We start from the raw sequence: 25,339 nt of genomic DNA, 5'->3' as shown, positions 1-25,339 counted from the left end.
AGCACTATCAACCTACCCCGAGACTCAAAATTCACTCTCATCTTTTTTCTGTAATGCCACCTCAAGGCTATCAAACAATTTTTCCCCAAGAGATTGGGCATGATCCAGCAACATTTCTAAATCTTTTTCAGTAATCACTACAGAATTACCTTCTTTATCTTTTCCGCCACGATGGACTAAATGATTACGCTTTTGAGTTGCTATTTCGATCGCATCTATTGGCCACTCTTTATGTACTTTTATATCAAATGTAGCTTTATAACGTCCTACAACTTTGTTTGTGCTATGCCAACTTGCACTAATCAAATGCTCTTTAATTACCTTAATTAATTCTGCCCTCATGTTTTCAATAGTTTCACCTTTGAATGGCAAAGCCAATATTTCTTTATTTACCTTAAATTCCGTCTTGCCTTTTTCTATAAAGTCAGCAAGATATGAGTCGTTTTTATCTATAGAGTTAATAAATAGCTCAACATAAAGTGTTTCCAGGGCTGTAATGACATTAATATATAGGATACTAAGCAGATGATCTTTTTGTTTGTCTTTAAATTCGCCTTTAGACAGCAATTTTATTCCATCAATGCTTTCAACGAACTTAGAAAAAGGATGTTCAGAAGATGTAACAGCATCATACAAGTCTTCATCGTACCAATCATTAATGTTATTTGAATTACCAGACCATTCATAGCACTGTTCTTGTAATTCATTGACTAATTCTTGGATATAATCAAATTTCACGTATCCTTCAAACATCGCTTGCAACTCTTCACTTGCTTCGTATGGGCCCCCATAAATGTAAGCATACCCGCCTTCACGGGATTCATACGGGCAAGAGTTCGCGGGATCTTCAAAATTCTCAAAAAACCAATTCCGCATAACTTCGAGTTGATTTGCTTTACTTATATATTGCAGAGATTTGAGCGGAACTTTTTTACCATTAACATTAAAAACGACTTTCACGATGTAACGCCTCTTTGAAAAAGTTATAACATTTTGACTCACTCCTCAAAGACTAACATAGCATGATTTTCATCCCTACCCCCCGCAGATCTTTACATCCAACGGCACAAAAAAAATTTGCAAAAAGTATTAACTCAAAAAATAGGTTCACGTTGAGCCTCTTCGCTGAGAAGAGGCTCAACTTGCCCCTTCTCACTCTAATTCAGCAGTAAAGCTAATAGCTGCATAAGCTAGCGGTGATCCGGATTTTCCTGCTTGACCGATGAAATCACCATACCACTGCATCATCTCCCGCCGACCTTCCAAATATTGAGCATGGTTATACGTTCCACGAATTGAGTTCTTGTCGACATGAGCCAGCTGTAGCTCGATCCAGGCCGAATTAAATCCCTGCTCATGCAAAATGGTACTCATCGTGTGGCGGAATCCGTGCCCTGTAACGCGTCCTGCATAGCCGATACGCCTGACCAACACAGTCAATGCCATATCACTCATCGGTTTCTTAGGATTATTACGTCCTGGGAACAGCAACGCTCCTGCTCCCGTTATGGGTTTAAGCTGATTAAGTAGGTCAATTGCCTGGCTTGATAACGGAACCAGATGAGGGCGGCGCATTTTCATGCGTTCCGCTGGTACATTCCACACCTTTTTCTCAAAATCAAATTCCTGCCACTCCGCTTGCCTCAACTCCCCAGGTCTTACTCCAGTCAAAATAAGTAATTGCATCGCAATCTTAACAAGTACACTACCGACATAGGTGTTCAGAGTCCGAAGAAACTCTGGCAATTCATCTTGGGTTAAAAAAGCATAGTGCTCTTTCTCATGAGGAATCACGGCGCTGGCTAGATCAGGTGCTGGATTGTACTCGGCCCTGCCAGTCACAACGGCATACTTCCAGACTTCTCCACAACGCTGGCGAACCTTACGGACCTTCTCAGTTGCTCCTCGTGCTTCTATTTTTGAAAGAACAGCAAGCAACTCCATCGGCTTGATATCTTTGATTGGCCGGTGACCGATATAAGGGAACACATCCTTTTCAAAGGTTCTCAACATTTCTTCGCGGTAGGAGACAGACCAGCGGTCATAGCGACGCTGATACCACTCCCGCGTGATAGCCTCAAAAGAGTTTTCTGCATCTTGTTGACGACTAAGTTTCTCAATTTTCCGTTCAAGAGAAGGATCGTTGCCAGCCGCTAATGTCCTTTTTGCATCCTCACGCTTATTTCTGGCTTCAGCTAAAGAAACATCGGGGTAAACGCCAATAGCGAGCAGCTTCTCTTTACCTAGCGAACGGTATTTGAGACGCCAGTATCTTTTACCGGGTAATAACTCCAACTTATTGATAGTGTTTTATGTTCAGATAATGCCCGATGACTTTGTCATGCAGCTCCACCGATTTTGAGAACGACAGCGACTTCCGTCCCAGCCGTGCCAGGTGCTGCCTCAGATTCAGGTTATGCCGCTCAATTCGCTGCGTATATCGCTTGCTGATTACGTGCAGCTTTCCCTTCAGGCGGGATTCATACAGCGGCCAGCCATCCGTCATCCATATCACCACGTCAAAGGGTGACAGCAGGCTCATAAGACGCCCCAGCGTCGCCATAGTGCGTTCACCGAATACGTGCGCCACAACCGTCTTCCGGAGCCTGTCATACGCGTAAAACAGCCAGCGCTGGCGCGATTTAGCCCCGACGTATCCCCACTGTTCGTCCATTTCCGCGCAGACGATGACGTCACTGCCCGGCTGTATGCGCGAGGTTACCGACTGCGGCCTGAGTTTTTTAAATGGCGGAAAATCGTGTTGAGGCCAACGCCCATAATGCGGGCGGTTGCCCGGCATCCAACGCCATTCATGGCCATATCAATGATTTTCTGGTGCGTACCGGGTTGAGAAGCGGTGTAAGTGAACTGCAGTTGCCATGTTTTACGGCAGTGAGAGCAGAGATAGCGCTGATGTCCGGCAGTGCTTTTGCCGTTACGCACCACCCCGTCAGTAGCTGAACAGGAGGGACAGCTGATAGAAACAGAAGCCACTGGAGCACCTCAAAAACACCATCATACACTAAATCAGTAAGTTGGCAGCATCACCCTTTTACCGTTGGGATTAACCAGCAGGTAAAGACCACCACCATCAGCGAGTTTGTAGGGCTTATCTTTAGGTTTTGCAGTTTCAACCTGACGAGCTGTCAGCTTCATTGGGGGTACCTCTCAGCAGGGGGTACAATTATACCCCCATCCATACCCCCACATTGAGCTTGACCCTGGGGGAGTACAATTGAGTTCAATAGACTAATAGAATGCTATAACTGCTGATTTATCAAGGGAAAATTGAGTTTGGTAGACTTCAGGAGACTTGAGTTTGGAGCGGGCGAAGGGAATCGAACCCTCGTATAGAGCTTGGGAAGCTCTCGTTCTACCATTGAACTACGCCCGCTAAGGTGTGCGAGGAGCATTATAAACGTTACGCCTCGCCTGGCAAGTCTTTAGGCCGCTAAGTGACGATAAAATAACCGCTTAACACTTCGGTTTGCTACCCTGCGGCGGCAAATAGCGCAGCGGGTCGATGGCCGTGGCGCGATAGCGAATCTGGAAGTGCAGCCTCACGGAGTCCGCATCCGAGTTGCCCATGGTGGCAATCTGCTGACCAATCTTCACGTTTTGTCCGTTGTTCACCATCAGCTTATCGTTATGCGCATAGGCGGTAATGTAATCTTCGTCATGCTTAATCATGACCAGGTTGCCGTAGCCGCGAAGCTGATTGCCGACGTAGACCACCTTCCCCGCCGCCGCCGCGTAGACCGGCTGACCACGGCTACCCGCGATATCAATGCCCTTATTGCCGCCTTCCGAGGTGGAGTAACGCATCACCACCTTGCCGGTGGCGGGCCAGCGCCAGCAGCGTTGACCTACCGCCGGCCATGAGGACTGCGGAACGGCGGAGGACGGAATAACCTTCGCCGTCTGCGTCGCGCTGGATTTCTTACTGCCGGAGGATTTTGCCGAACCACTCACCCTCAGTTTCTGGCCGACGTTGATGTTATACGGCGGCGAGATGCCGTTAAGGCGCGCCAGTTCCCCTACACTCGTGCCCGTCATCCGCGAGATGCGCGAAAGCGTATCGCCCCGCTTCACGGTATAGACCGAGCCGCTGTAGCTGCCTTCTGATTTGGATGAATTTCCAGCACAACCAGACAGGACAAGCCCGATAATCAGGCACATTAACAGACGTAGTGGGGAAGAGAGTTGGCGTCCTGCTCGCAAAACGAATCCTCAGGTCATAAACGTTCGGTTGGACTATGATAGCAGGGTCACGCTGGATACCAAACCATCAACGCGGCGAGTTGTCTGGAAACGGGTAGCCTTCCGCCACCAGCTCCATTACCTGCGAGCACCAGTTTACCGCCGGTATTTTCACCATGGCCGGGTAGAAAATCTGCGGTGAAGGGAATACTTCCACGACATAGCACTCCTTAAGCTTTTCAGCGCAGACCTCAGACGATGGCAGCAGCGTCGCGGCAGCAAGCCCCGATTCCAGCCAGTCGATAATCACCCCCGGCTGCGTGATGTGCATAATCACCTTTGGGTTTACCCCGGCTTTGCGGAACAGATCGATAAGCATCTCGTAAGTGCCGGAGTCTTTCGCACGATGAAGCAACACCAGCGGCAGTGCGCCCAGCGCATTGTAATCAAACGGGTTCGCAGGTGGCTGTGGCAGGCATTTTTTATTGATAACCGCCACCAGCTTCACCGGGTCGAACGACACATAGTCGAACCCTTCGCTGCGATAGGGGCGCTGAATAAAGGCGAGATCGATAGCGCCTTCATTGAGCATCATCTCCAGATGGCTGGAGTCCGTTACCGAGATATTCACTTCAATTTCCGGATAGCGCTGGTAGAGCGCCAACAGCAGCGGCTTAAAGTAAGACTGGAACAGATGGCTCATCCCAAAACGGAACTGCAGCCGGTCTTTTTGGGCAATTTCCATCGTTTCGCGCGCGGTATCTTCCACCTGACGCAGAATTTCGCAGGCTTTACGGTAAAGGAAAAATCCCGCTTCGGTTGGCTCAATACGGTTACCGCGACGCAGAAAGAGCGGCGTTTTCAGCTCATCTTCCAGCTCCTGAATGCGCTTACTCAGCGGTGGCTGCGCCATGTTCAGCACCTTTGCTGCCTGGCTTATCGAGCCTTGCTCAACCACCCGACAGAAATACCGTAATCGTTTTAAATCCATGCCGTCTCCGCTCCCTATCCGCTTTGCTATAGTTTACGCACGAAGCCTTTATTGTTGTACCCACATCTTTTTGATCTCCCCTGACCAAGCTAAACGGTATTTGCCCCTTAATTGTGTAAGGAATAGGGTTAGCGCAGACATTCTTTCCGATTATCAACAGGAACAAACCGTGAAAAATACAACAACCGTTCGCGACCTGCGTTCTGCGTTAGCGTTGCTGAAAACGCTGCCAGGTGAATACGTTGAAACCGATACCGAAGTGGACCCACATGCGGAGCTGTCCGGCGTATACCGTTACGTCGGCGCCGGTGGCACCTGCCAGCGCCCAACGCGTAAAAACGGTCCGGTTATGATGTTCAACAAGATCAAAGGCTTTAACGACATCAGCGTGGCTATCGGCATCAACGGCTCCCGCAAACGCGTCAGCCACTTCCTCGATTGCCCACCAGAAAAACTGGGGCACCTGCTGAAAGACTCCGTACAAAGCCCGATTCCACCGGTTCTGACCACTGAAAAAGCCGTCGCTCAGGAAGTGGTTCATCTGGCCACCGACGCCGATTTTGACCTGCGCAAACTGCTGCCAGCGCCAACAAATACCGAAGAGGATGCGGGCCCGTACATCACCATGGGGCTGTGCTACGCCTCCGATCCGGAAACCCACGAATCGGATATCACCATTCACCGCCTGTGCGTCCAGAGCCGCGACGAGCTCTCTATGTGGCTGACCCCAGGCCGTCACATTGATGCTTTCCGCATGAAAGCGGAAGAGCTAGGCCAGCCACTGCCTATTTCTATCAGCATCGGCGTTGATCCGGCGATTGAAATTGCCGCCTGCTTCGAGCCACCAACTACCCCGCTCGGTTTTGATGAACTGAGCATCGCCGGTTCCCTGCGCGGCCAGGCCGTTGAAATGGTGAAATGCCTGACCATCAACGAAAAAGCGATTGCCCACGCCGAGATCATTATCGAGGGCGAGCTGCTGCCAAACGTGCGCGTTCGTGAAGACCAGAACACCAACACCGGCCGCGCGATGCCGGAGTTCCCGGGCTATACCGGCGAGTCCAAAGACGCGTTGCCGGTGATTAAAGTTAAAGCCGTCACCCATCGTCATAACCCAATCTGGCGCACCACCGTCGGTCCTGGCGAGGAACACGTCAACATGGCGGGTATCCCAACTGAAGCGAGCATTCTGGATATGGTTGGTCGTGCGATGCCGGGCAAACTGCTGAACGTCTTCGCGCACTCTGCGGGCGGCGGCAAACTGCTGGCGGTCATGCAATTCAAGAAATTCTCCCCGGCGGACGAAGGCCGCCAACGTCAGGCGGCACTGCTGGCGTTCTCCGCCTTCCCGGAACTGAAGCATGTGATTCTGGTAGACGAAGACGTGGATATCTTCGACAGCGATGATGTGCTGTGGGCGATGCAAACTCGCTACCAGGGCGACGTGGATACCATCACCATCCCAGGCGTGCGCTGCCACCCGCTGGACCCGTCTCAGGTGCCGGAGTACAGCCCAAGCATTCTGCAACAGGGCATGTCGTGCAAAACCATCTTTGACTGCACCGTACCGTTCCACCTGAAACACCACTTTGAACGCTCTAAATTCAAAGAAGTGGACGTGAAACGCTTCCTGCCGGACTTCGAGTAAGAGGAATAGACAATGAAACCACGCATTATCATCGGCATCAGCGGCGCATCTGGCTTTCAGTATGGCGTTAAGGCGCTGGAACTCCTTCAGCCTCTTCCGCTGGAGGTTCATCTGGTCGTCTCAAAAGGCGCGGAAAAAACCTGTGAACTGGAAACGGATTTCCGTCTGGATGAGGTGATGGCGATGGCTGACGTTGTCCACCCAATTGGCAATCTGGGTGCCGCCATCTCCAGCGGTTCATTTAAAACGCTGGGGATGCTGGTTGCCCCTTGTTCCATGAGAACGCTGGGCGCGATTGCACATTGTCTTACCGATAACCTGCTCACCCGCGCGGCGGACGTGGTGCTCAAAGAGCGCCGCCGTCTGGTGCTGCTGGCGCGTGAAACACCGCTGAACCTCGGCCATATTCGCAATATGGCCGCTGTAACAGAAATGGGCGGGATTATCTTCCCGCCGGTTCCAGCTCTCTATCAGCGTCCGCAAACGGCGGACGACATTATTACGCACAGCGTAAATCGCGCGCTGGACCTGTTCGACATCGACGTGGACAACATTCCACGCTGGGGTGAAGGGTCACTGCGCCACGACGACTAGTGCGATAAAGGAAATACTTTTATGTTGATCGGTCCTTATGTTAACGGGTCCGCCGTGATTATCGGCGGGCTGATTGGCGCAGTGGCGGGCGGTAAACTCCCGGAACGCGTGAAAACGGCGCTGCCGATGACCTTCGGGCTGTGCTCGGTAGGTCTGGGGATTACGCTGGTGCTGAAGGTGAAATATATGCCTGCGGTGGTGCTGGCGATGATCGTCGGCGCGCTGATTGGCGAACTGCTGCATCTGGAACGCGGTATTGGTAAAGCGGCAGGCTCTACCCGTGGCCTTATCAACAAGGTCTTCCCACCGGTACAGGGGCTAAGCCACGAAGAATTCACCGAGAAGTTTGTGGCGATTCTGGTGCTGTTCTGCGCCAGCGGTACGGGCGTGTTCGGGGCAATGACCGAAGGGATGAGCGGTGACCCGTCAATTCTGTACATCAAAACGATTCTCGACCTGTTTACCGCCGGGATTTTCGCCACTCTGCTAGGCTTTGCGGTGATGACTATTGCCATTCCACAGCTGGTGATTCAGCTGGCGCTGGCGATGCTGGCAGTATTCCTGATGCCGATGATCACTCCATCCATGATGGCCGATTTCTCCTGCGCCGGTGGGCTGCTGATGGTCGCGACCGGGTTGCGTATCTGTAACATTAAGCTTTTCCCGGTTGCCAACATGTTGCCGGGGCTTGTTTTGGTAATGCCTTTTTCCCATTTATGGGCTACGCTGGTTGCCTGAGTATATGACCCGGCGGGTTTATGCCGGGTCATCATTCATTTTCAGGAGTTGTCATGACAGGCGAACACGTCATTTTGCTCGACGAGCACGATAAACCTTCAGGTATTCTGGAGAAGTACGCCGCTCACACCCTCTCCACCCCTCTGCATCTCGCTTTCTCTTGCTGGTTATTCAACGAACGCGGCCAGTTTCTGGCAACGCGCCGCTCCTTAAGCAAGGTAGCCTGGCCCGGCGTGTGGACCAACTCGGTGTGCGGCCACCCACAGCAGGGCGAAACCTTCGAACATGCGATCATCCGCCGCTGCCGCTTTGAGCTTGGCGTTGAGATTGCCGATATCACCCCTATCGCCACCGAATTCCGCTACCGCGCCGTGGCGCCAAACGGCATTGTGGAAAACGAAGTCTGCCCGGTCTATGCCGCGCGCGTGACCAGCGACGTGAAGGCCAATCACGATGAAGTGATTGAGTATCAGTGGTGCGAACTTGACGATATTTTGCAGGCGCTAACGTTAACGCCGTGGGCGTTTAGCCCGTGGATGGTGATGGAAGCGGCCGATGAAGAGGCACGTCAAGCGTTTATAGCATTTGCTCGTCGCTGAGCCGGGCCACAGACAATCAAGCATAAAAAAACCCGGCATCGCCGGGTTTTTTGCCTCTCGCTGTCGCGATTATTTCACCGGACGCATCGCCGGGAACAGAATCACGTCACGGATGGTGTGGCTGTTGGTGAACAGCATGACCATACGGTCGATACCGATACCCAGACCCGCAGTCGGTGGCAGGCCGTGTTCCAGCGCGGTGACGTAGTCTTCGTCGTAGAACATCGCTTCGTCATCACCCGCTTCTTTGGCGTTAACCTGATCCTGGAAGCGCTGCGCCTGGTCTTCTGCGTCGTTCAGCTCGCTGAAACCGTTACCGATTTCGCGGCCGCCGATGAAGAATTCAAAGCGGTCAGTGATTTCCGGGTTCACGTCATTACGGCGCGCCAGCGGAGAAACTTCTGCCGGATATTCGGTGATGAAGGTTGGCTGAATCAGGTGCGCTTCGGCAACTTCTTCGAAGATCTCGGTCACGATGCGGCCCAGGCCCCAGCTCTTCTCAACGTGAACGCCGATGCTTTCAGCAATGGCTTTCGCTGAGTCGAAGTTATCCAAATCGGCCATGTCAGTTTCTGGACGATATTTCTTGATAGCTTCACGCATAGTCAGTTTTTCGAACGGCTTACCGAAATCGAAAGTCTGGTCGCCATAAGGCACTTCGGTGTTGCCCAGAATATCCTGTGCCAGGGTACGGAACAGAGATTCGGTCAGCTCGATCAGATCTTTATAATCCGCGTACGCCATATAGAGTTCCATCATGGTGAACTCTGGGTTATGGCGAACGGAGATACCTTCGTTACGGAAGTTACGGTTGATTTCGAATACGCGTTCGAAGCCGCCAACCACCAGACGCTTCAGGTACAGTTCCGGCGCGATACGCAGGTACATGTCCATATCCAGCGCATTGTGATGGGTGATGAACGGACGGGCAGACGCACCGCCAGGGATCACCTGCATCATTGGGGTTTCCACTTCCATAAAGTTGCGGCCAACCATGAACTGACGAATACCCGCCAGGATCTGGGAACGCACTTTGAAAGTATTGCGGGAAGTATCGTTGGAGATCAGGTCCAGGTAACGCTGACGGTAGCGCGCTTCCTGATCCTGCAGGCCGTGGAATTTGTCCGGCAGCGGGCGCAGAGCTTTGGTCAGCAGACGCAGCTCGGTGCAATGGATAGACAGTTCACCGGTTTTGGTTTTGAACAGTTTGCCCTTCGCGCCCAGGATGTCGCCGAGGTCCCATTTCTTGAACTGCTCGTTGTAAACGCCTTCCGGCAGATCGTCACGCGCGACGTACAGCTGAATACGACCGCCAACGTCCTGTAAAGTCACGAAGGAAGCTTTACCCATAATACGGCGAGTCATCATACGACCGGCAACGGAAACTTCGATATTCAGCGCTTCCAGCTCTTCGCTGTCCTTGCTATCGAATTCAGCGTGCAGTTGATCAGAGGTACGGTCACGACGGAAATCGTTCGGGAACGGGATGCCCTGCTCACGCAGTGCAGCCAGCTTCTCGCGGCGTGCCTTCATTTCGTTATTAAGATCGACTACCTCGTCAGCGCCTTGTGCGTTTTGTTCAGACATGTTGGTTCCTCATAACCCTGCTTTCAGACTTGCTTCGATAAATTGATCCAGACTTCCGTCCAGTACCGCCTGCGTATTGCGGGTTTCAACCCCGGTGCGCAGGTCTTTAATGCGGGAATCGTCCAGGACATAGGAACGAATCTGGCTACCCCAGCCGATATCGGACTTGGTGTCTTCCATCGCCTGTTTTTCTGCATTCTTTTTCTGCATTTCCAGTTCATAAAGCTTCGCTTTCATCTGCTTCATGGCCTGGTCTTTGTTCTTGTGCTGTGAACGGTCGTTCTGGCACTGCGTCACGATCCCGGTTGGGATGTGGGTGATACGCACCGCAGATTCCGTACGGTTAACGTGCTGACCGCCCGCACCGGATGCGCGATATACGTCAATGCGCAGATCCGCCGGGTTGATTTCGATATCAATATCGTCATCAACTTCTGGATACACGAATGCAGAGCTGAACGAGGTGTGACGACGGCCGCCGGAGTCGAACGGGCTCTTACGGACCAGACGGTGAACGCCGGTTTCCGTACGCAGCCAGCCGTACGCGTAGTCCCCGGAGATTTTGATGGTCACGGATTTAATCCCGGCCACGTCCCCTTCGGACTCTTCGATAATTTCGGTTTTAAAGCCGCGCGCTTCTGCCCAACGCAGATACATACGCTCGAGCATGCTTGCCCAGTCCTGCGCTTCAGTACCGCCAGAACCTGCCTGGATATCGAGATAGCAATCGGCGCTGTCATACTCGCCGGAGAACATACGACGGAATTCCAGCTGTGCCAGCTTTTCTTCCAGGGTATTGAGTTCTGCAACGGCTTCGTTGAAGGTCTCTTCGTCTTCGGCTTCTACAGCCAGTTCCAGCAGACCGGAAACATCTTCCAGACCCTGAGACATTTGATCGAGGGTGTCGACAATCGCTTCAAGCGAGGAACGCTCTTTACCCAGCGCCTGCGCGCGTTCGGGTTCGTTCCAGACATCCGGCTGTTCCAGCTCGGCGTTTACTTCTTCCAGACGCTCTTTCTTGGCGTCATAGTCAAAGATACCCCCTAAGAACGTCGGAGCGTTCCGTGAGGTCCTGAATGCGATTATTTACCGGGTTTATTTCAAACATGGTCTATTTTCTTTTAATGGACGAGAAAAATGCGGTTATAAGAGCGGAATCTTAGCGGATTCCCGCCCTTAATTACAGTATAAGAGATGCTAAATCGGCCAGAGATGATCGATGATAAGCTGCAAACTTCGGTTGCCACGGTATTCATTGATATCCAGGCGATAAGCCAGCGTCACTTCACGCACGCCGTTATCCGGCCAGACGGCGGTATCGACGTTAAACGCAATGCCGTCCAGCAGCGGGCCACCGCCGACCGGTTCCACCATCACCTTCAGGTGACGTTCGCCCACCAGACGCTGCTGTAACAGACGAAAACGCCCGTCAAACAGCGGTTCCGGGAACATCTGCCCCCACGGCCCGGCTTCGCGCAGCATCTGCGCCATCTCCAGCGTCATCTCCTGTGGGCTCAGCTCACCATCGGAGAGGATTTCACCCTGTAACAGCGCCGGGTCCAGCCACTCGGTAACCAGTTCGCCAAAGCAGCGTTGAAACTCTTCGAAGCGTTCTTCCTCCAAAGAGAGCCCCGCCGCCATCGCGTGACCGCCGAACTTCAGCATCAAGCCGGGATGCAGCGTATCCAGACGCTCCAGCGCATCGCGCATATGCAGCCCCTGAATGGATCGACCCGAGCCTTTCAGCTGACCGTTACCCGCAGGCGCAAAGGCGATCACCGGGCGATGGAAACGCTCTTTAATGCGAGAGGCCAGAATGCCGACCACGCCCTGATGCCACTCGGGGTGATACATCGCCAGTCCGCCGGGCAGCTCGGCGCGGCTGCGTTCAAGCTGTTCGCACAACGTCAGCGCTTCCGCCTGCATTCCCTGCTCAATCTCTTTACGCGTCTGGTTCAACGCATCGAGCTCGTTTGCCAGCACGCGGGCTTCGCCGAGGTTATCGCATAACAGCAGCGCCACGCCGACCGACATGTCGTCCAGGCGACCGGCGGCATTCAGACGCGGCCCCAGCGCAAAGCCGAGATCGCTTGCCACCAGCTTGGCTGCATCACGGTTGGCAATCTCCAGCAGCGCTTTAATACCCGGGCGGCAGTAACCGGCGCGGATGCGGCTCAGTCCCTGCCAGGTGAGAATGCGGTTGTTGGCATCCAGCGGCACCACGTCGGCAACCGTGCCAAGCGCCACCAGATCGAGAAATTCGACAATCTTCGGCGCTGGAATCCCGCGTTTTTCGAACCAGCCCTTCTCTTTCAGATGGTTGCAAAGCACCAGCATCAGATAAAAGGCCACGCCAACGCCCGCCAGCGATTTCGATGGGAACGGACAGTCGATGAGGTTCGGGTTCACCATCGCATCGGCGTTAGGCAGCGTTTCGCCCGGCAGGTGGTGATCTGTAACCAATACGCTGATCCCGAGGTCATGCGCATGATCAACCCCGGCATGGGAAGAGATCCCGTTGTCTACCGTCATGATCATCTGCGCGCCGCGAGCGTGGGCCTGATCGACCACTTCAGGGCTTAACCCATAGCCATCTTCAAAACGGTTCGGCACCAAATACTCGACGTTGTGGCAGCCCATCGCCCGCAGAGAGAGCACGCTTAGCGCGGTACTGGTCGCACCATCGGCATCGAAATCCCCCACCACCATGATGCGAAGCTCTTTTTCAAACGCGTCATGCAGCATCTCGACGGCTTTTTCCACACCCGTCAGCGAGCGCCAGTGCAGCATGCCTTTCAGGCCGCGCTCCAGGTCACTCGGGGTTTTCACGCCGCGGCTGGCGTACAGACGGCGCAGCAGCGGCGACAGTTCGTCAGGCAGTGCGATTGAGTCATCCACCTCACGGCGGCGAAGTTGAGTCTGTGGTTTCACGCGAATTATTTACCGCTGGTCTGTTTCTGGTGTTCGTCGAGGAACGCTTTCATCTCTTTCGGACCCTGATAGCCCGGTACCACGTAGCCGTCGTTGAGCACGATAGCCGGAGTACCGTTCACGCCAAACTGCACGCCAAGCGCGTAGTGGTTGGCAATGTCGATATCGCAAGTCGCCGCCTGAACGCCTTTGCCGTTCATCGCATCGTCAAACGCTTTGTTGCGGTCTTTGGCACACCAGATAGATTTCATATCCTGCTCAGCCTGGCTCTGAATGCCCTGACGTGGGAAAGCCAGATAGCGCACGGTAATGCCCAGCGCGTTGTAGTCTTTCATCTCTTCATGCAGCTTGTGACAGTAGCCGCAGGTGATGTCGGTGAAAACGGTGATGACGTGTTTTTCCTGCGGCGCTTTGTAGACAATCATCTCTTTTTCCAGCGCGTTCAGATGCTTCATCAGCAGCGCATTGGTGACATTGACCGGCTGCGCGCCGCTCACGTCATACATTGGCCCCTGAATAATATGCTTCCCGTCATCGGTGACGTACAGCACGCCGCTATTGGTCAGGACGGTTTTCATCCCGGCTACCGGCGCCGGCTGAATATCGGTGCTCTGCACGCCCAGTTTCGCCAGTGACTGTTTGATAGCCGCATCGTCAGCGTGCGCCAGGCTGGAAAATGCCGTCGCCAGCAGGGTGAACATCATTAAACCTTGTTTCATAAACTGTCCTTTTAAATCAGCATCATGCTCGTGGATGGTGCTGTTGATGAAGTTGTCGCAGCCGCTCTGTCGCGACATGCGTATAAATTTGTGTGGTCGACAAATCGCTATGGCCCAGCAGCATTTGTACGACACGTAAGTCCGCGCCGTGGTTCAATAAATGCGTTGCAAAGGCATGGCGTAACACGTGCGGTGACAGCTTTTCGCTATCGATTCCCGCCAGTTGGGCATAGTGCTTAATGCGGTGCCAGAAGGTCTGGCGTGTCATCTGCTGGGCGCGCTGGCTGGGGAACAGCACATCAATCGCCACGCCGTTGAGCATCCACGGGCGGCCGTGCTCCAGCCAGTTCTCCACCCAATAAACGGCCTCTTCGCCAAGCGGCACCAGACGCTCTTTATTTCCTTTACCGATCACCCGAACCACGCCCTGACGCAAGCTGATATCACTCATCGTCAGCCCCACCAGTTCGGAAACGCGCAGCCCGGTTGCATAAAGCACTTCAAGCATAGCCTTATCCCGCAGCTCCAGCGGCTGATCGACCAGCGGTGCCTGCAGCAGTCTTTCAACCTGCGCTTCGCTAAGATCTTTTGGCAACCGTTGTGGCAGCTTCGGCGACGCCAGCTGCGCGCTGGGATCGTCCGGGCGGAATTTTTCGCGGTACAGATGCTGGAAGAAGCGGCGCATGGCGCTCAGCAGTCGTGCAGTGCTGGTTGCTTTATAGCCCCCCTGCTGACGCTCGGCGAGCAAATTTTGCAGGTCGTCGCTCTGAGCCGTCTCCAGCGAGAGCCCGCGATGCGCCAGCCACTCGACCACCATGGTCAAATCACGGCGGTACGCGCTAAGGGTATTTTCAGCCAGATTGCGCTCCAGCCACAGCGCATCGAGAAACTGTTCGATTCGTGCAAGATCCTTATCCACCTCGGCCCCTCTGCGTGTTAAATCAGCACCATTATGCCTGAATTAGCCCCCTTTCTGGTACACTGGGCGCATCATCATCGCAAGAATCGAGAGCAGTACGTCATGAATATCGGCCTTTTTTACGGTTCCAGCACCTGCTACACCGAGATGGCAGCGGAAAAAATTCGCGACATTATCGGCCCGGAACTGATCACATTACATAACCTGAAAGATGATTCCCCCACCCTGATGGAGCAATACGATGTGCTCATTCTTGGTATCCCGACCTGGGATTTCGGTGAGATTCAGGAAGATTGGGAAGCGGTCTGGGAACAGCTGGATACGCTCAATCTGGAAGGTAAAATCATCGCGCTGTACGGCATGGGCGACCAGCTCGGCTACGGCGAGTGGTTCCTTGATGCGCTGGGCATGCTGCACGATAAGCTGGCGACTAAAGGGGTGAAGTTTGTCGGCTACTGGCCAACCGAAGGCTACGAGTTCACCAGCCCGAAACCGGTTATTGCTGATGGTCAGCTTTTTGTCGGTCTCGCGCTGGATGAAACCAACCAGTACGATCTTAGCGATGAACGCATTCAGAGCTGGTGCGAACAGATTCTCGGCGAGATGGCCGAGCAGTTCTCCTAGTGCTTCGTTGGCGTGGGCTGTTGCAGAAGTATCCGCCGCAGGTCACGCCACTCTTCAGGATTCATGCTATCTGCCGCCAGCCACAGGTGCTGACGACGGCCTCCTTCCAGACGACGAATCCGCAGCATCATCCCTGAATTCAGCATCCACGGCGCACCAAGCAGTTCGTAATCCTGATTACGCCAGCGCAGCCTTGAATCCATCAGCAGCTTAATTTCCCCCTGGTGCGAATGAATGCGTCGCTGGCTGCGAACGCAGTCAAAGACCACCAGAGAGAGCAAAAGCAGCCAGAGCGGGGTGTAGCTCAACGGCCAGGGCATCAGCAGCACGAAAGCCGCCACCAGACCGTGGAGTAACAAGGAAAGCCACTGTGAGCGCCAGGAGACGCGTAAATCAGATTGCCACAGGACCACGTTCCCGATTCCGTGTTTGAATGAGTTGTACCATGCGCTCAAGGTTAGCGTCGGCAGGTTTACCGTGGTTCATCAGCCAGTTGAAAAGGTCAGGATCGTCGCATTCAAGGAGACGAATGAAAATGGCTTTGTCTTCATCGCTGAGCGTGTCGTACTCGTACTCAAAGAACGGCATAATGGAGATATCGAGTTCGCGCATACCGCGGCGGCATGCCCAGTGGATACGGGCTTTATTATTGATGTCCATAATTTCCTTCCAGCATTACGTTGCGTCTAGTTTAACGTGTTTTTTGCCGTTACCTTACCGGAATATCACATTATGCGCGTCATATTCCGATAAAACCCCTTAAAAATGAATGGGATTATTTTTCTTTCGATCCGCTTCGCAGAACGCGCAGAGGGCACAAAACGCCCTGCAAAACCGCTTGCAATGGTAAGCATCTCTTTTACCATGAGTGGATAAGTGCGTTCGCAACTCTATTCAGGACATCAATATGGCTTTTACTCCGTTTCCTCCACGTCAGCCCGGCGTTGCAGCCCGTTTGCCGCTGACGCTGATGACGCTTGATGATTGGGCGCTGGCGACCGTTACCGGTGCCGACAGTGAGAAATACCTGCAGGGTCAGGTCACGGCAGATGTGGCCCAGATGGGTGAGCATCAGCATCTGCTGGTCGCCCACTGCGATGCCAAAGGCAAAATGTGGAGTAACCTGCGTCTGTTCCGTCGTCAGGATGGCTTCGCTTTTATTGAACGTCGAAGCGTGCGCGAAGCGCAACTGACCCAACTGAAAAAGTACGCGGTCTTCTCGAAGGTGGTGATTGCGCCAAACGACGATGTTGTCCTGCTCGGCGTCGCCGGTTTCCAGGCTCGCGCTGCGCTGGCTAACCTGTTCACAACGCTGCCAAACGCCGAGAAACCATGCCTGCAAGAAGGTGAAACGTCCCTGCTGTGGTTTGCCCATCCGGAAGAACGTTTCCTGCTGGTGACCGATACTGCGACCGCAGAACGCGTTACCGACGCGCTGCGCGGTGAAGCACAGCTCAACAACAGCCAACAGTGGCTGGCGCTGGATATCGAAGCCGGTCTGCCGGTGATTGATGAAGCGAACAGCGCGCAGTTTATTCCGCAGGCCACCAACCTACAGGCGCTGGGCGGTATCAGCTTCAAAAAAGGCTGCTATACCGGGCAGGAGATGGTTGCTCGCGCGAAGTTCCGCGGAGCCAACAAACGCGCGCTGTGGACGCTGGCAGGTAAAGCCGCTCGCGTACCGGAAGCCGGTGAAGATCTTGAGCTCAAAATGGGCGACAACTGGCGACGTACCGGCACCGTGCTGGCCGCCGTACAGCTGGAAGATGGTCAGGTACTGGTGCAGGTAGTGATGAACAATGATATGGAAGCCGACAGCGTGTTCCGCGTGCGCGACGATGCCAACACGTTGAGCATCAAGCCGCTGCCGTATTCGTTAGACGAAGAGTAATTGAGTCCGGTGTTTCCCCGGGGACGGCGTAAACGCCTCGCCCGGGCTACCGATTAACCGTAGCCCGGCCAAGCACAGCGCCGCCGGGTTTGCTCCGTTCCTACGCGTGCTGCCCCACGTACAGATAAATCGCCAGAAAATGACAGGCGCTACCGCCCAGCACAAACGCATGCCAGATAGCGTGGTTGTAAGGAATGCGCTTGCAGACGTAGAAAATCACCCCCAGCGAATAAACCACCCCGCCCACCGCCAACAGCGTAACGCCGCCAATGTCAAGCTTCACCGCCAACTGATAGACCACAATCAGCGACAGCCAGCCCATCGTGAGATAGGTCACCAGCGACAAGATTTTAAAACGATGCGCAATGGTCAGCTTAAACAGGATCCCCAGCAGCGCCAGGCTCCAGATAACAATCATCAGCCCTTTCGCCAGCGGCGAGTCCAACCCCACCAGCAGGAACGGCGTATAGGTACCGGCAATTAGCAGGTAGATAGCACAGTGGTCGAATTTTTTCAGCCATACTTTGGCGCGCTGTGACGGAATAGCGTGATACAGCGTAGAGGCCAAAAACAGCAGGATCATACTGCCGCCGTACAGGCTATAGCTGGTGATAGCCGTAGCGCTGGCATTGGCGTCAACCGCCTGAACCAGCAGCAAAACCAGCCCGACAATTCCCAGGACAAAGCCAACGCCGTGGCTGATGCTATTGGCAATTTCCTCTGCCAGAGAATATCCATGTTTAATGAGTGGTTTCTTATCCATTACGCGCTCCGGGCGAACGACAAATAAAGCAAACACCCTAGCGTAACTGAGAATGGTTCCAGTGAACACATGTAAGCTAAAATAAAAAGATGAATTTTTGTAAACTAAGAATAATCAATTAGTTAACAAATTCATTCAGCTAACACCTGTACACACTTTTATTCAACGCGTTTAAATTCAATCACATAAAACAGGTTCTCGCCGGGATAGATATCGGCAATCACCTTTTTCAGCTCCGGCAGGCTCATGTTTTCCTGCTCCGCATGGCGCTCGCTCAGCGTATCCAGCGTAACGGTTGAGGTCGCCACCACACGAATCGTGCAGAAATACCCATCATCTTCATAGCGCCCGACGCGCAACACATCCCCGACCTTAAAGTGCGACTCAGCCGCGTCGCGCAGCGTAATGGTTTTCCGTCCGGCGAGAATGTCGTCCTGAAAGCGCTGAAAAAAAGTAATGTCGTTTGGCTGCATGTTATCATTCCCTCAGGTCATCTATTTTTACGAGTATCCATCACCGTGAGCATGTTCTCCCACGCCGCCGTTGCCAGCCTCAATAATCTTGAGATGATGGTCTATCACTACGTCATTAAAAATCGTGACACGGTGATGTACATGACCATCCGTGAACTGGCCGACGCGGCGGGCGTCTCCACCACCACGGTGATGCGCTTTTGTAAAAAGCTCAACTGCGAAGGTTACTCGGAGTTTCGGGTGCGCTTCAAATTGTATTTAGAGCAGGATGAACCGCAACAGGCAAATTTTGGTGCCAGCGAAATCATCAGCTTTTTCAAAGGCGTTAATAATGACGAATTTGATAAGTTGCTGGATGACGCGGTTGATATTATTCTCGCATCAGAACGTATTATATTTGTCGGTGCGGGAACCTCTGGTTCGCTGGCAAAATATGGCGCACGTTTTTTCTCGAATATAGGGAAATTCAGCAACCATATCGACGATCCTTATTTCCCCGTCACCAACGACATGGCAAAAAACGCGCTGGCTATTGTGCTTTCAGTATCGGGTGAAACCGAAGAAATTCTGCGCTTTGCCGGGCAGTTCAGCCTGCATCGCTGCAAAGTAATGTCCATCACCAGCCATGAACACTCACGACTGGCAAAGCTTGCCGACTTCAACCTCTCCTGGCACGTGCCGCAAACGCGCATCGGCGGCGTCTACGATATTACGACCCAGATCCCGGTTATCTATATTCTGGAATCATTAGGCCGTAAGCTGGCGAAGAAATTAGCATAAAAATACAGGGTGTTTTTTCGATGTAACATATTCCCTGTTGTGGGATTTGTTATATCGTGACATTTATTTCCCCTTTGTTAGACTCAGCCTTATTAAGCCCAATAACTGAGCATAGCAAAGATGAAAAAACTGACCTTACCGAAAGACTTTTTATGGGGTGGCGCGGTTGCTGCGCACCAGGTTGAAGGCGGCTGGAATAAAGGCGGCAAAGGCCCCAGCATCTGTGACGTGCTAACCGGCGGCGCCCACGGCGTTCCGCGCGAAATTACCCTGCAGGTCGAGCCGGGCAAATACTACCCGAACCACGAAGCCATCGACTTCCACGGCCACTACAAAGAAGACATCAAGCTGTTCGCCGAGATGGGCTTCAAATGCTTCCGCACCTCTATCGCCTGGACGCGTATTTTCCCGAACGGTGACGAAACTCAGCCAAATGAAGAAGGGCTGAAATTCTATGATGACATGTTCGATGAACTGCTGAAGTACAACATCGAGCCGGTGATCACCCTCTCCCACTTCGAAATGCCGCTGCACCTGGTGCAGCAGTATGGCGGCTGGACTAACCGCAAAGTTGTTGATTTCTTTGTTCGCTTCTCTGAAGTGGTGTTTGAGCGCTACAAGAATAAGGTCAAATACTGGATGACCTTCAACGAAATCAACAACCAGCGTAACTGGCGCGCGCCGCTGTTCGGCTACTGCTGCTCCGGCGTGGTCTACACCGAACATGAAAATCCGGAAGAGACCATGTACCAGGTGCTGCACCACCAGTTCGTGGCCAGCGCCCTGGCGGTGAAAGCCGCTCGTCGCATCAACCCAGAGATGAAAGTCGGCTGCATGCTGGCAATGGTGGCGCTCTATCCGTTCTCCTGCAAACCAGAAGACGTGATGTTTGCCCAGGAATCGATGCGTGAGCGCTACGTCTTCACCGACGTGCAGCTGCGCGGTTACTACCCAAGCTACGTGCTGAACGAATGGGAACGCCGTGGCTTCAACATCAAAATGGAAGCGGGTGACGAGGCGATTCTGCGTGAAGGCACCTGCGACTACCTCGGCTTCAGCTACTACATGACCAACGCCGTGAAGGCGGAAGGCGGCAGCGGTGACGCAATCTCCGGCTTTGAAGGCAGCGTACCGAACCCACACGTGAAGGCATCAGACTGGGGCTGGCAGATTGACCCGGTCGGCCTGCGCTACTCGCTGTGTGAACTGTACGAGCGCTACCAGAAACCGCTGTTCATCGTGGAAAATGGCTTTGGCGCGTACGACAAAGTCGAAGCCGACGGCAGCATCAACGACGACTACCGTATTGATTATCTGCGCGCGCACGTCGAAGAGATGATGAAAGCGGTCACCTATGATGGTGTGGATCTGATGGGCTATACGCCGTGGGGCTGCATCGACTGCGTGTCGTTCACTACCGGGCAGTACAGCAAGCGCTATGGCTTTATCTACGTGAACAAGCACGACGACGGCACGGGCGATATGTCACGTTCACGCAAGAAGAGTTTTGAGTGGTATAAAGCGGTGATTGCTAGCAACGGCGAGAGTCTGTAAGTCTGTTTCCCCCTCACCCCGGCCCTCTCCCCAAAGGGGAGAGGGGGCAAAGCAGTCCGAGCTTAATATCAGATAGCCGCACCATCGGTTCCCTCTCCCCTTTGGGGAGAGGGTTAGGGTGAGGGGGCTGACCGCACTACTTCCCACCCGCCAGCTCAATAAAGCTCCCCGTCACATACGACGCCTTCTCGCTCAACAGCCAGACTATCGCCTGCGCCACCTCTTCCGGCTGACCGCCGCGCTGCATTGGCAGCACCGACTTCACGCGATCGACACGCCCCGGCTCCCCGCCGTCGGCATGCATCTCGGTATAGATAAACCCAGGCCGCACCCCGTTCACCCGAATGCCCTGCGCCGCCACCTCCAGCGACAGCCCGGTCGTCAGCGTATCAATCGCCCCTTTCGAAGCCGCATAATCCACATATTCACCCGGTGAGCCTAGACGTGCAGCCGCCGAGGAGACGTTAACAATCGCCCCGCCCTGCCCACCGTGCGGTATCGCCATTCGCTTTACCGCTTCCCGGCAGCAGAGAAAATAGCCGGTAACGTTGGTGGTCAGCACTCGGTTAATACGCTCGGCGGTTAGCGCCTCGACGCGGCTTTGGGTAAACAGCACGCCCGCGTTGTTGACCAGTGCCGTTAGCGGTTCGCCCTGCATGTCGAGACGCGCAAACATCGCCTCTACCTGCGCTTCATCGCCAATATCGGCCTGAACGGCAAAGGCCTTGCCACCCTGCGCAATAATCGCACCTACCGCCTCGCTGGCGGCGGCTTCGTTGCGATGATAGTTCACTGCCACCGTATATCCTTCCTGCGCCAGCTGTAACGCCGTCGCCCGGCCGATTCCCCGGCTGGCGCCGGTCACTAATGCTATTGCCATTCGCGTCTCCCAAAAAATAAAGGCGCCGCAGCGCCTTTAAAAGATAGCCTAATCAGAGAATTACTGATATTCGCTCATCGGTACGCAGGAGCAGAACAGGTTGCGGTCGCCGTAAACGTCGTCGAGGCGTTTCACCGTCGGCCAGTATTTGTTCGCCATGCCTGCCGGGAAGACGGCGATTTCGCGGGTATAACCGTGGTTCCACTCCGCCACCAGCTCATTCTGAGTGTGCGGGGAGTTGACCAGCGGGTTGTCCTCGAGCGTCCACTCGCCCGCTTTCACGCGGTCGATTTCGCTGCGAATAGCCAGCATCGCGTCAATGAAGCGGTCAAGCTCAGCTTTGCCTTCGGATTCCGTCGGCTCAACCATCAGCGTACCCGCGACCGGGAAGGACATGGTCGGCGCGTGGAAACCGTAGTCAATCAGGCGCTTAGCAATATCCAGCTCGCTGATGCCGGTCTCTTCTTTCAGCGGACGAATATCCAGAATACATTCGTGCGCCACATGACCGTCACGACCGGTGTAGAGAACCGGATAGGCATCTTTCAAGCGAGTCGCAATATAGTTCGCGTTGAGGATTGCCACCTGACTTGCCTGCTTCAGGCCTTCTGCGCCCATCATGCGGATGTACATCCAGCTGATTGGCAGAATGGAGGCGCTGCCGAACGGTGCTGCACAAACGGCGCCCTGACGGGTCAGCATGCCTTCAATGTGCACCACGCTGTGGCCCGGAACAAACGGTGCCAGGTGTGATTTCACGCCGATAGGACCCATACCTGGGCCGCCGCCGCCGTGCGGAATGCAGAAAGTTTTGTGCAGGTTGAGGTGCGAGACGTCCGCGCCAATAAAGCCCGGAGAGGTAATGCCAACCTGAGCGTTCATGTTCGCGCCGTCGAGATAAACCTGGCCGCCGAACTGGTGGACGATTTCGCATACTTCACGAATGGTCTCTTCGTACACGCCGTGGGTGGACGGGTAGGTCACCATGATGCAGGAAAGATTGTCCGCATGCTGCTCCGCTTTCGCGCGCAGATCCGCCAGATCGATGTTACCGTTCTTATCGCAAGCCACGACAACCACCTGCATCCCCGCCATCTGTGCGGAAGCCGGGTTGGTACCGTGCGCTGAGCTTGGGATCAGACAGATATCACGATGACCGTCGTTGCGGCTTTCGTGGTAGTGACGAATCGCCAGCAGACCCGCATATTCACCCTGCGCGCCGGAGTTCGGCTGCATGCAGAGCGCGTCGTAACCGGTCAATTTCACCAGCCACTCGGAGAGCTGGCCGATCATCTGATGGTAGCCTTCCGCCTGATCAACCGGGCAGAACGGGTGCAGTTCAGCAAATTCCGGCCAGGTGATAGGGATCATTTCCGCCGCGGCGTTAAGCTTCATGGTGCAGGAACCGAGTGGGATCATCGCCTGATTCAGCGCCAGATCTTTACGCTCAAGCGAGTGCATGTAGCGCATCATCTCGGTTTCGCTGTGGTAGCGGTTAAACACCGGATGGCTCAGGATCGCGTCGTCGCGCAGCATCGCCTGTGGAATAGAGCGGCTGTCGAGCGCCACGTCTTTATCCAGCGCGTCGATGTCCAGACCGTGGTTATCACCCAGAATCACGCTAAACAGCGCCAGCACGTCTTCACGAGTGGTCGTTTCGTTCAGGGTGACGCCTACGGCGTTGAGGATATCGCTGCGCAGGTTGATTTCCGCAGCCTGAGCGCGCGCCAGCACGGCGGCTTTATCCGCCACTTCCACGCACAGGGTGTCGAAGTAGTGCGCATGGCGCAGCTTCTGCCCTTTCTGCAGCAGGCCGGCCGCCAGAATGTCGGTCAGGCGGTGAATGCGGTTCGCAATACGCTTCAGGCCAACCGGGCCATGGAACACCGCGTACAGGCTGGCGATATTAGCCAGCAGTACCTGCGAGGTACAGATGTTGGAGTTCGCTTTCTCGCGGCGAATATGCTGCTCGCGGGTCTGCATCGCCATGCGCAGCGCGGTATTGCCAGCGGCATCTTTTGATACGCCGATAATACGGCCAGGCATGGCGCGTTTGAATTCATCTTTAGCGGCAAAGAATGCCGCGTGCGGGCCGCCGTAGCCCATCGGTACGCCAAAGCGCTGGGCAGAACCGAAGACAATGTCCGCGCCCTGTTTGCCCGGCGCGGTTAACAGCACCAGCGCCATGAAATCACCGGCAACGCTCACCACCACTTTGCGGGATTTCAGCTCAGCAATCAGCTTACTGTAGTCGTGAACTTCACCGGTTGTCCCAACCTGCTGGAGCAGTACGCCGAAGACGTCCTGATGCTCCAGCGCTTTGTCAGCGTCGTCAACAATCACGTCAAAGCCGAAGGTTTCCGCACGGGTACGTACCACGTCCAGAGTCTGCGGATGCACGTCGGCGGCGACGAAGAAACGGTTGGCGTTCTTCAGTTTGCTCACGCGCTTCGCCATTGCCATCGCTTCAGCGGCAGCGGTGGCTTCGTCCAGCAGAGAAGCGGAAGCCATATCGAGACCGGTCAGATCCAGCGTGACCTGCTGGAAGTTGAGCAGCGCTTCCAGACGTCCCTGAGAGACTTCTGGCTGATACGGGGTGTACGCGGTGTACCAGCCCGGGTTTTCCAGCATGTTGCGCTGGATAACCGGCGGTAACTGTACCGGGGTGTAGCCCATGCCAATGTATGACTTAAAGCGCTTGTTGCGACCGGCAATGGCCTTCAGCTCCGCCAGCGCGGCGAATTCTGTGGTGGCCTCTCCTACCTGCGGCGGCGTAGCAAGCTGGATATCTTTCGGCACGATCTGCGCAATCAGTGCGTTTAATGAATCCGCGCCAACTGTTTTGAGCATCTCTTGCTGCTGCTGGGCATCCGGCCCGATGTGACGTTCAATAAACGCGCCACGGTTTTCAAGCTGGCTTAAAGTCTGTGTCATGAGCGATGGTTCCTGAAACGTGCGGTGATTTTAAGATTGCCTCTTCACGGAGGAAGAAGTTTGGGGTGACGATGCCAGAGCACCCTCACCCCGGCCCTCTCCCTCAGGGAGAGGGAGCAAATCCTTATTCGTCTTCTAACAGGGCTTCGTACGCGGTCGCATCCAGCAGCGCGGCCACTTCCGCTTCGTCGCTGGCTTTGATCTTAAAGATCCAGCCGCCCGCGTACGGTTCGCTGTTCACCAGCTCCGGCGAGTCGCCCAGCTCTTCGTTCACGGCAACGATCTCACCGCTGATTGGTGCATAGATGTCGGATGCCGCTTTAACGGATTCCGCCACGGCGCAGTCATCGCCCGCGCTAACGGTCGCGCCGACTTCCGGCAGGTCAACGAAGACCATGTCGCCCAGTAATTCCTGTGCGTGCTCGGTGATGCCAACGGTGTAGCTACCGTCAGCTTCTTTGCGCAGCCATTCGTGTTCTTTACTGTATTTCAGTTCTGCTGGTACGTTGCTCAT

Annotated in this window: 24 protein-coding genes, 1 tRNA gene and 2 pseudogenes; 8 read left to right on the top strand and 19 right to left on the bottom strand. The window is 54.3% G+C overall.

Going from position 1 to position 25,339, the window contains the following annotated elements; translation table 11 throughout:
* Positions 1 to 24 precede the first annotated feature (24 nt).
* From MY052_RS04260 to MY052_RS04230, 7 genes and pseudogenes are all read right to left on the bottom strand, one after another.
* A complete protein-coding gene (locus MY052_RS04260; protein WP_046449101.1) occupies positions 25 to 960 on the bottom strand; it encodes a hypothetical protein in 936 nt (311 codons plus the stop codon).
* Between the two features lie 192 nt (positions 961 to 1,152).
* Positions 1,153 to 2,280, bottom strand: a pseudogene (locus MY052_RS04255) (tyrosine-type recombinase/integrase); the annotation flags it as partial.
* Positions 2,281 to 2,296: 16 nt separating this feature from the next.
* Positions 2,297 to 2,994 (bottom strand): IS1-like element IS1B family transposase gene (locus tag MY052_RS04250; protein WP_095033700.1). Its coding sequence is split into 2 segments (ribosomal slippage): positions 2,297 to 2,745 and positions 2,745 to 2,994, totalling 699 coding nucleotides; the frame shifts between segments, so codons are not numbered across the junction.
* Between the two features lie 54 nt (positions 2,995 to 3,048).
* Positions 3,049 to 3,156, bottom strand: a pseudogene (locus tag MY052_RS04245) (Arm DNA-binding domain-containing protein); the annotation flags it as partial.
* Between the two features lie 164 nt (positions 3,157 to 3,320).
* Positions 3,321 to 3,394: transfer RNA gene (locus tag MY052_RS04240), tRNA-Gly, on the bottom strand.
* Between the two features lie 80 nt (positions 3,395 to 3,474).
* Positions 3,475 to 4,221, bottom strand: coding sequence for an amidase activator ActS (gene actS, locus MY052_RS04235; RefSeq protein WP_035895576.1), 747 nt, complete (start codon positions 4,219 to 4,221; stop codon positions 3,475 to 3,477).
* Between the two features lie 67 nt (positions 4,222 to 4,288).
* The gene (locus MY052_RS04230) at positions 4,289 to 5,191 is read right to left on the bottom strand and encodes a LysR family transcriptional regulator (protein WP_248538254.1); all 903 of its coding nucleotides are present in this window, start codon (positions 5,189 to 5,191) and stop codon (positions 4,289 to 4,291) included.
* A 169-nt stretch (positions 5,192 to 5,360) separates the two neighbouring features.
* On the opposite strand from MY052_RS04230, the gene MY052_RS04225 reads away from it, so the two are divergent.
* Genes MY052_RS04225 through idi form a run of 4 tightly spaced genes read left to right on the top strand, consistent with a single transcriptional unit; the run spans position 5,361 to position 8,770 of the window.
* A complete protein-coding gene (locus MY052_RS04225) occupies positions 5,361 to 6,839 on the top strand; it encodes a UbiD family decarboxylase (RefSeq protein WP_123650670.1) in 1,479 nt (492 codons plus the stop codon).
* Between the two features lie 12 nt (positions 6,840 to 6,851).
* Entirely contained in the window at positions 6,852 to 7,433 is a 582-nt protein-coding gene (locus MY052_RS04220) for a UbiX family flavin prenyltransferase (protein ID WP_123650671.1), read from the top strand.
* A 21-nt stretch (positions 7,434 to 7,454) separates the two neighbouring features.
* On the top strand, positions 7,455 to 8,171 hold the full coding sequence (locus tag MY052_RS04215) for a DUF554 domain-containing protein (RefSeq protein WP_035895569.1): 717 nt from the start codon (positions 7,455 to 7,457) through the stop codon (positions 8,169 to 8,171).
* A 53-nt stretch (positions 8,172 to 8,224) separates the two neighbouring features.
* Complete coding sequence (gene idi / locus MY052_RS04210) at positions 8,225 to 8,770, top strand: isopentenyl-diphosphate Delta-isomerase (protein ID WP_248538253.1); 546 nt, start codon at positions 8,225 to 8,227, stop codon at positions 8,768 to 8,770.
* A 69-nt stretch (positions 8,771 to 8,839) separates the two neighbouring features.
* Here idi and lysS read toward each other — a convergent pair whose 3' ends face one another.
* From lysS to xerD, 5 genes are all read right to left on the bottom strand, one after another.
* A complete protein-coding gene (gene lysS / locus MY052_RS04205) occupies positions 8,840 to 10,357 on the bottom strand; it encodes a lysine--tRNA ligase (RefSeq protein WP_123650673.1) in 1,518 nt (505 codons plus the stop codon).
* Between the two features lie 9 nt (positions 10,358 to 10,366).
* A protein-coding gene (prfB, locus tag MY052_RS04200; protein ID WP_115073720.1) for a peptide chain release factor 2 occupies positions 10,367 to 11,465 on the bottom strand; the annotation gives its coding sequence in 2 pieces (ribosomal slippage) (positions 10,367 to 11,389 and positions 11,391 to 11,465; 1,098 coding nt in all).
* An 89-nt stretch (positions 11,466 to 11,554) separates the two neighbouring features.
* Positions 11,555 to 13,288 carry a single-stranded-DNA-specific exonuclease RecJ gene (gene recJ / locus MY052_RS04195; protein WP_248538252.1) on the bottom strand — a complete coding sequence of 578 codons (1,734 nt, stop codon included), beginning with the start codon at positions 13,286 to 13,288 and terminating at the stop codon, positions 11,555 to 11,557.
* A gap of 5 nt (positions 13,289 to 13,293) precedes the next feature.
* Complete coding sequence (gene dsbC / locus MY052_RS04190; protein WP_248538251.1) at positions 13,294 to 14,007, bottom strand: bifunctional protein-disulfide isomerase/oxidoreductase DsbC; 714 nt, start codon at positions 14,005 to 14,007, stop codon at positions 13,294 to 13,296.
* Positions 14,008 to 14,029: 22 nt separating this feature from the next.
* A complete protein-coding gene (gene xerD / locus MY052_RS04185; protein ID WP_035895558.1) occupies positions 14,030 to 14,926 on the bottom strand; it encodes a site-specific tyrosine recombinase XerD in 897 nt (298 codons plus the stop codon).
* A 102-nt stretch (positions 14,927 to 15,028) separates the two neighbouring features.
* Between xerD and fldB the strand changes: the two genes are divergently transcribed.
* Positions 15,029 to 15,550 carry a flavodoxin FldB gene (gene fldB / locus MY052_RS04180; protein ID WP_035895556.1) on the top strand — a complete coding sequence of 174 codons (522 nt, stop codon included), beginning with the start codon at positions 15,029 to 15,031 and terminating at the stop codon, positions 15,548 to 15,550.
* Here fldB and MY052_RS04175 read toward each other — a convergent pair.
* Positions 15,547 to 15,963 carry a protein YgfX gene (locus MY052_RS04175; protein ID WP_035895554.1) on the bottom strand — a complete coding sequence of 139 codons (417 nt, stop codon included), beginning with the start codon at positions 15,961 to 15,963 and terminating at the stop codon, positions 15,547 to 15,549. The genes fldB and MY052_RS04175 overlap by 4 nt on opposite strands.
* The gene (gene sdhE, locus MY052_RS04170) at positions 15,944 to 16,210 is read right to left on the bottom strand and encodes an FAD assembly factor SdhE (RefSeq protein WP_248538250.1); all 267 of its coding nucleotides are present in this window, start codon (positions 16,208 to 16,210) and stop codon (positions 15,944 to 15,946) included. The genes MY052_RS04175 and sdhE overlap by 20 nt, the downstream gene beginning before the upstream one ends.
* A gap of 247 nt (positions 16,211 to 16,457) precedes the next feature.
* Here sdhE and ygfZ point away from each other — a divergent pair, with 247 nt between their 5' ends.
* Entirely contained in the window at positions 16,458 to 17,441 is a 984-nt protein-coding gene (gene ygfZ, locus MY052_RS04165) for a tRNA-modifying protein YgfZ (protein WP_202217207.1), read from the top strand.
* Between the two features lie 100 nt (positions 17,442 to 17,541).
* Here the strand turns inward: ygfZ and trhA are convergent, their stop codons facing one another.
* A complete protein-coding gene (gene trhA, locus MY052_RS04160; RefSeq protein ID WP_248538249.1) occupies positions 17,542 to 18,204 on the bottom strand; it encodes a PAQR family membrane homeostasis protein TrhA in 663 nt (220 codons plus the stop codon).
* 158 nt (positions 18,205 to 18,362) lie between these two features.
* Complete coding sequence (gene yqfB, locus MY052_RS04155) at positions 18,363 to 18,677, bottom strand: N(4)-acetylcytidine aminohydrolase (RefSeq protein WP_035895547.1); 315 nt, start codon at positions 18,675 to 18,677, stop codon at positions 18,363 to 18,365.
* A gap of 51 nt (positions 18,678 to 18,728) precedes the next feature.
* Between yqfB and MY052_RS04150 the strand changes: the two genes are divergently transcribed.
* Both MY052_RS04150 and bglA read left to right on the top strand, forming a co-directional pair.
* The gene (locus MY052_RS04150; protein WP_035895546.1) at positions 18,729 to 19,457 is read left to right on the top strand and encodes a MurR/RpiR family transcriptional regulator; all 729 of its coding nucleotides are present in this window, start codon (positions 18,729 to 18,731) and stop codon (positions 19,455 to 19,457) included.
* Between the two features lie 120 nt (positions 19,458 to 19,577).
* The gene (gene bglA, locus MY052_RS04145) at positions 19,578 to 21,011 is read left to right on the top strand and encodes a 6-phospho-beta-glucosidase (RefSeq protein WP_248538248.1); all 1,434 of its coding nucleotides are present in this window, start codon (positions 19,578 to 19,580) and stop codon (positions 21,009 to 21,011) included.
* A 136-nt stretch (positions 21,012 to 21,147) separates the two neighbouring features.
* On the opposite strand, the gene MY052_RS04140 is transcribed toward bglA, so the two are convergent.
* The 3 genes from MY052_RS04140 to gcvH all read right to left on the bottom strand — a co-directional run bounded on the left by MY052_RS04140 (position 21,148) and on the right by gcvH (position 25,339).
* The gene (locus MY052_RS04140; protein ID WP_248538247.1) at positions 21,148 to 21,891 is read right to left on the bottom strand and encodes an SDR family oxidoreductase; all 744 of its coding nucleotides are present in this window, start codon (positions 21,889 to 21,891) and stop codon (positions 21,148 to 21,150) included.
* Positions 21,892 to 21,951: 60 nt separating this feature from the next.
* Positions 21,952 to 24,825 (bottom strand): aminomethyl-transferring glycine dehydrogenase, encoded by a 2,874-nt coding sequence (gcvP, locus tag MY052_RS04135; protein WP_248538246.1) that lies wholly within the window; start codon positions 24,823 to 24,825, stop codon positions 21,952 to 21,954.
* A gap of 124 nt (positions 24,826 to 24,949) precedes the next feature.
* Positions 24,950 to 25,339 carry a glycine cleavage system protein GcvH gene (gcvH, locus tag MY052_RS04130; RefSeq protein ID WP_064542751.1) on the bottom strand — a complete coding sequence of 130 codons (390 nt, stop codon included), beginning with the start codon at positions 25,337 to 25,339 and terminating at the stop codon, positions 24,950 to 24,952.

The organism is Kluyvera ascorbata (genome assembly GCF_023195735.1).
GTDB lineage: Bacteria > Pseudomonadota > Gammaproteobacteria > Enterobacterales > Enterobacteriaceae > Kluyvera > Kluyvera ascorbata.
This window is presented reverse-complemented; position numbering and strand designations above follow the sequence as displayed.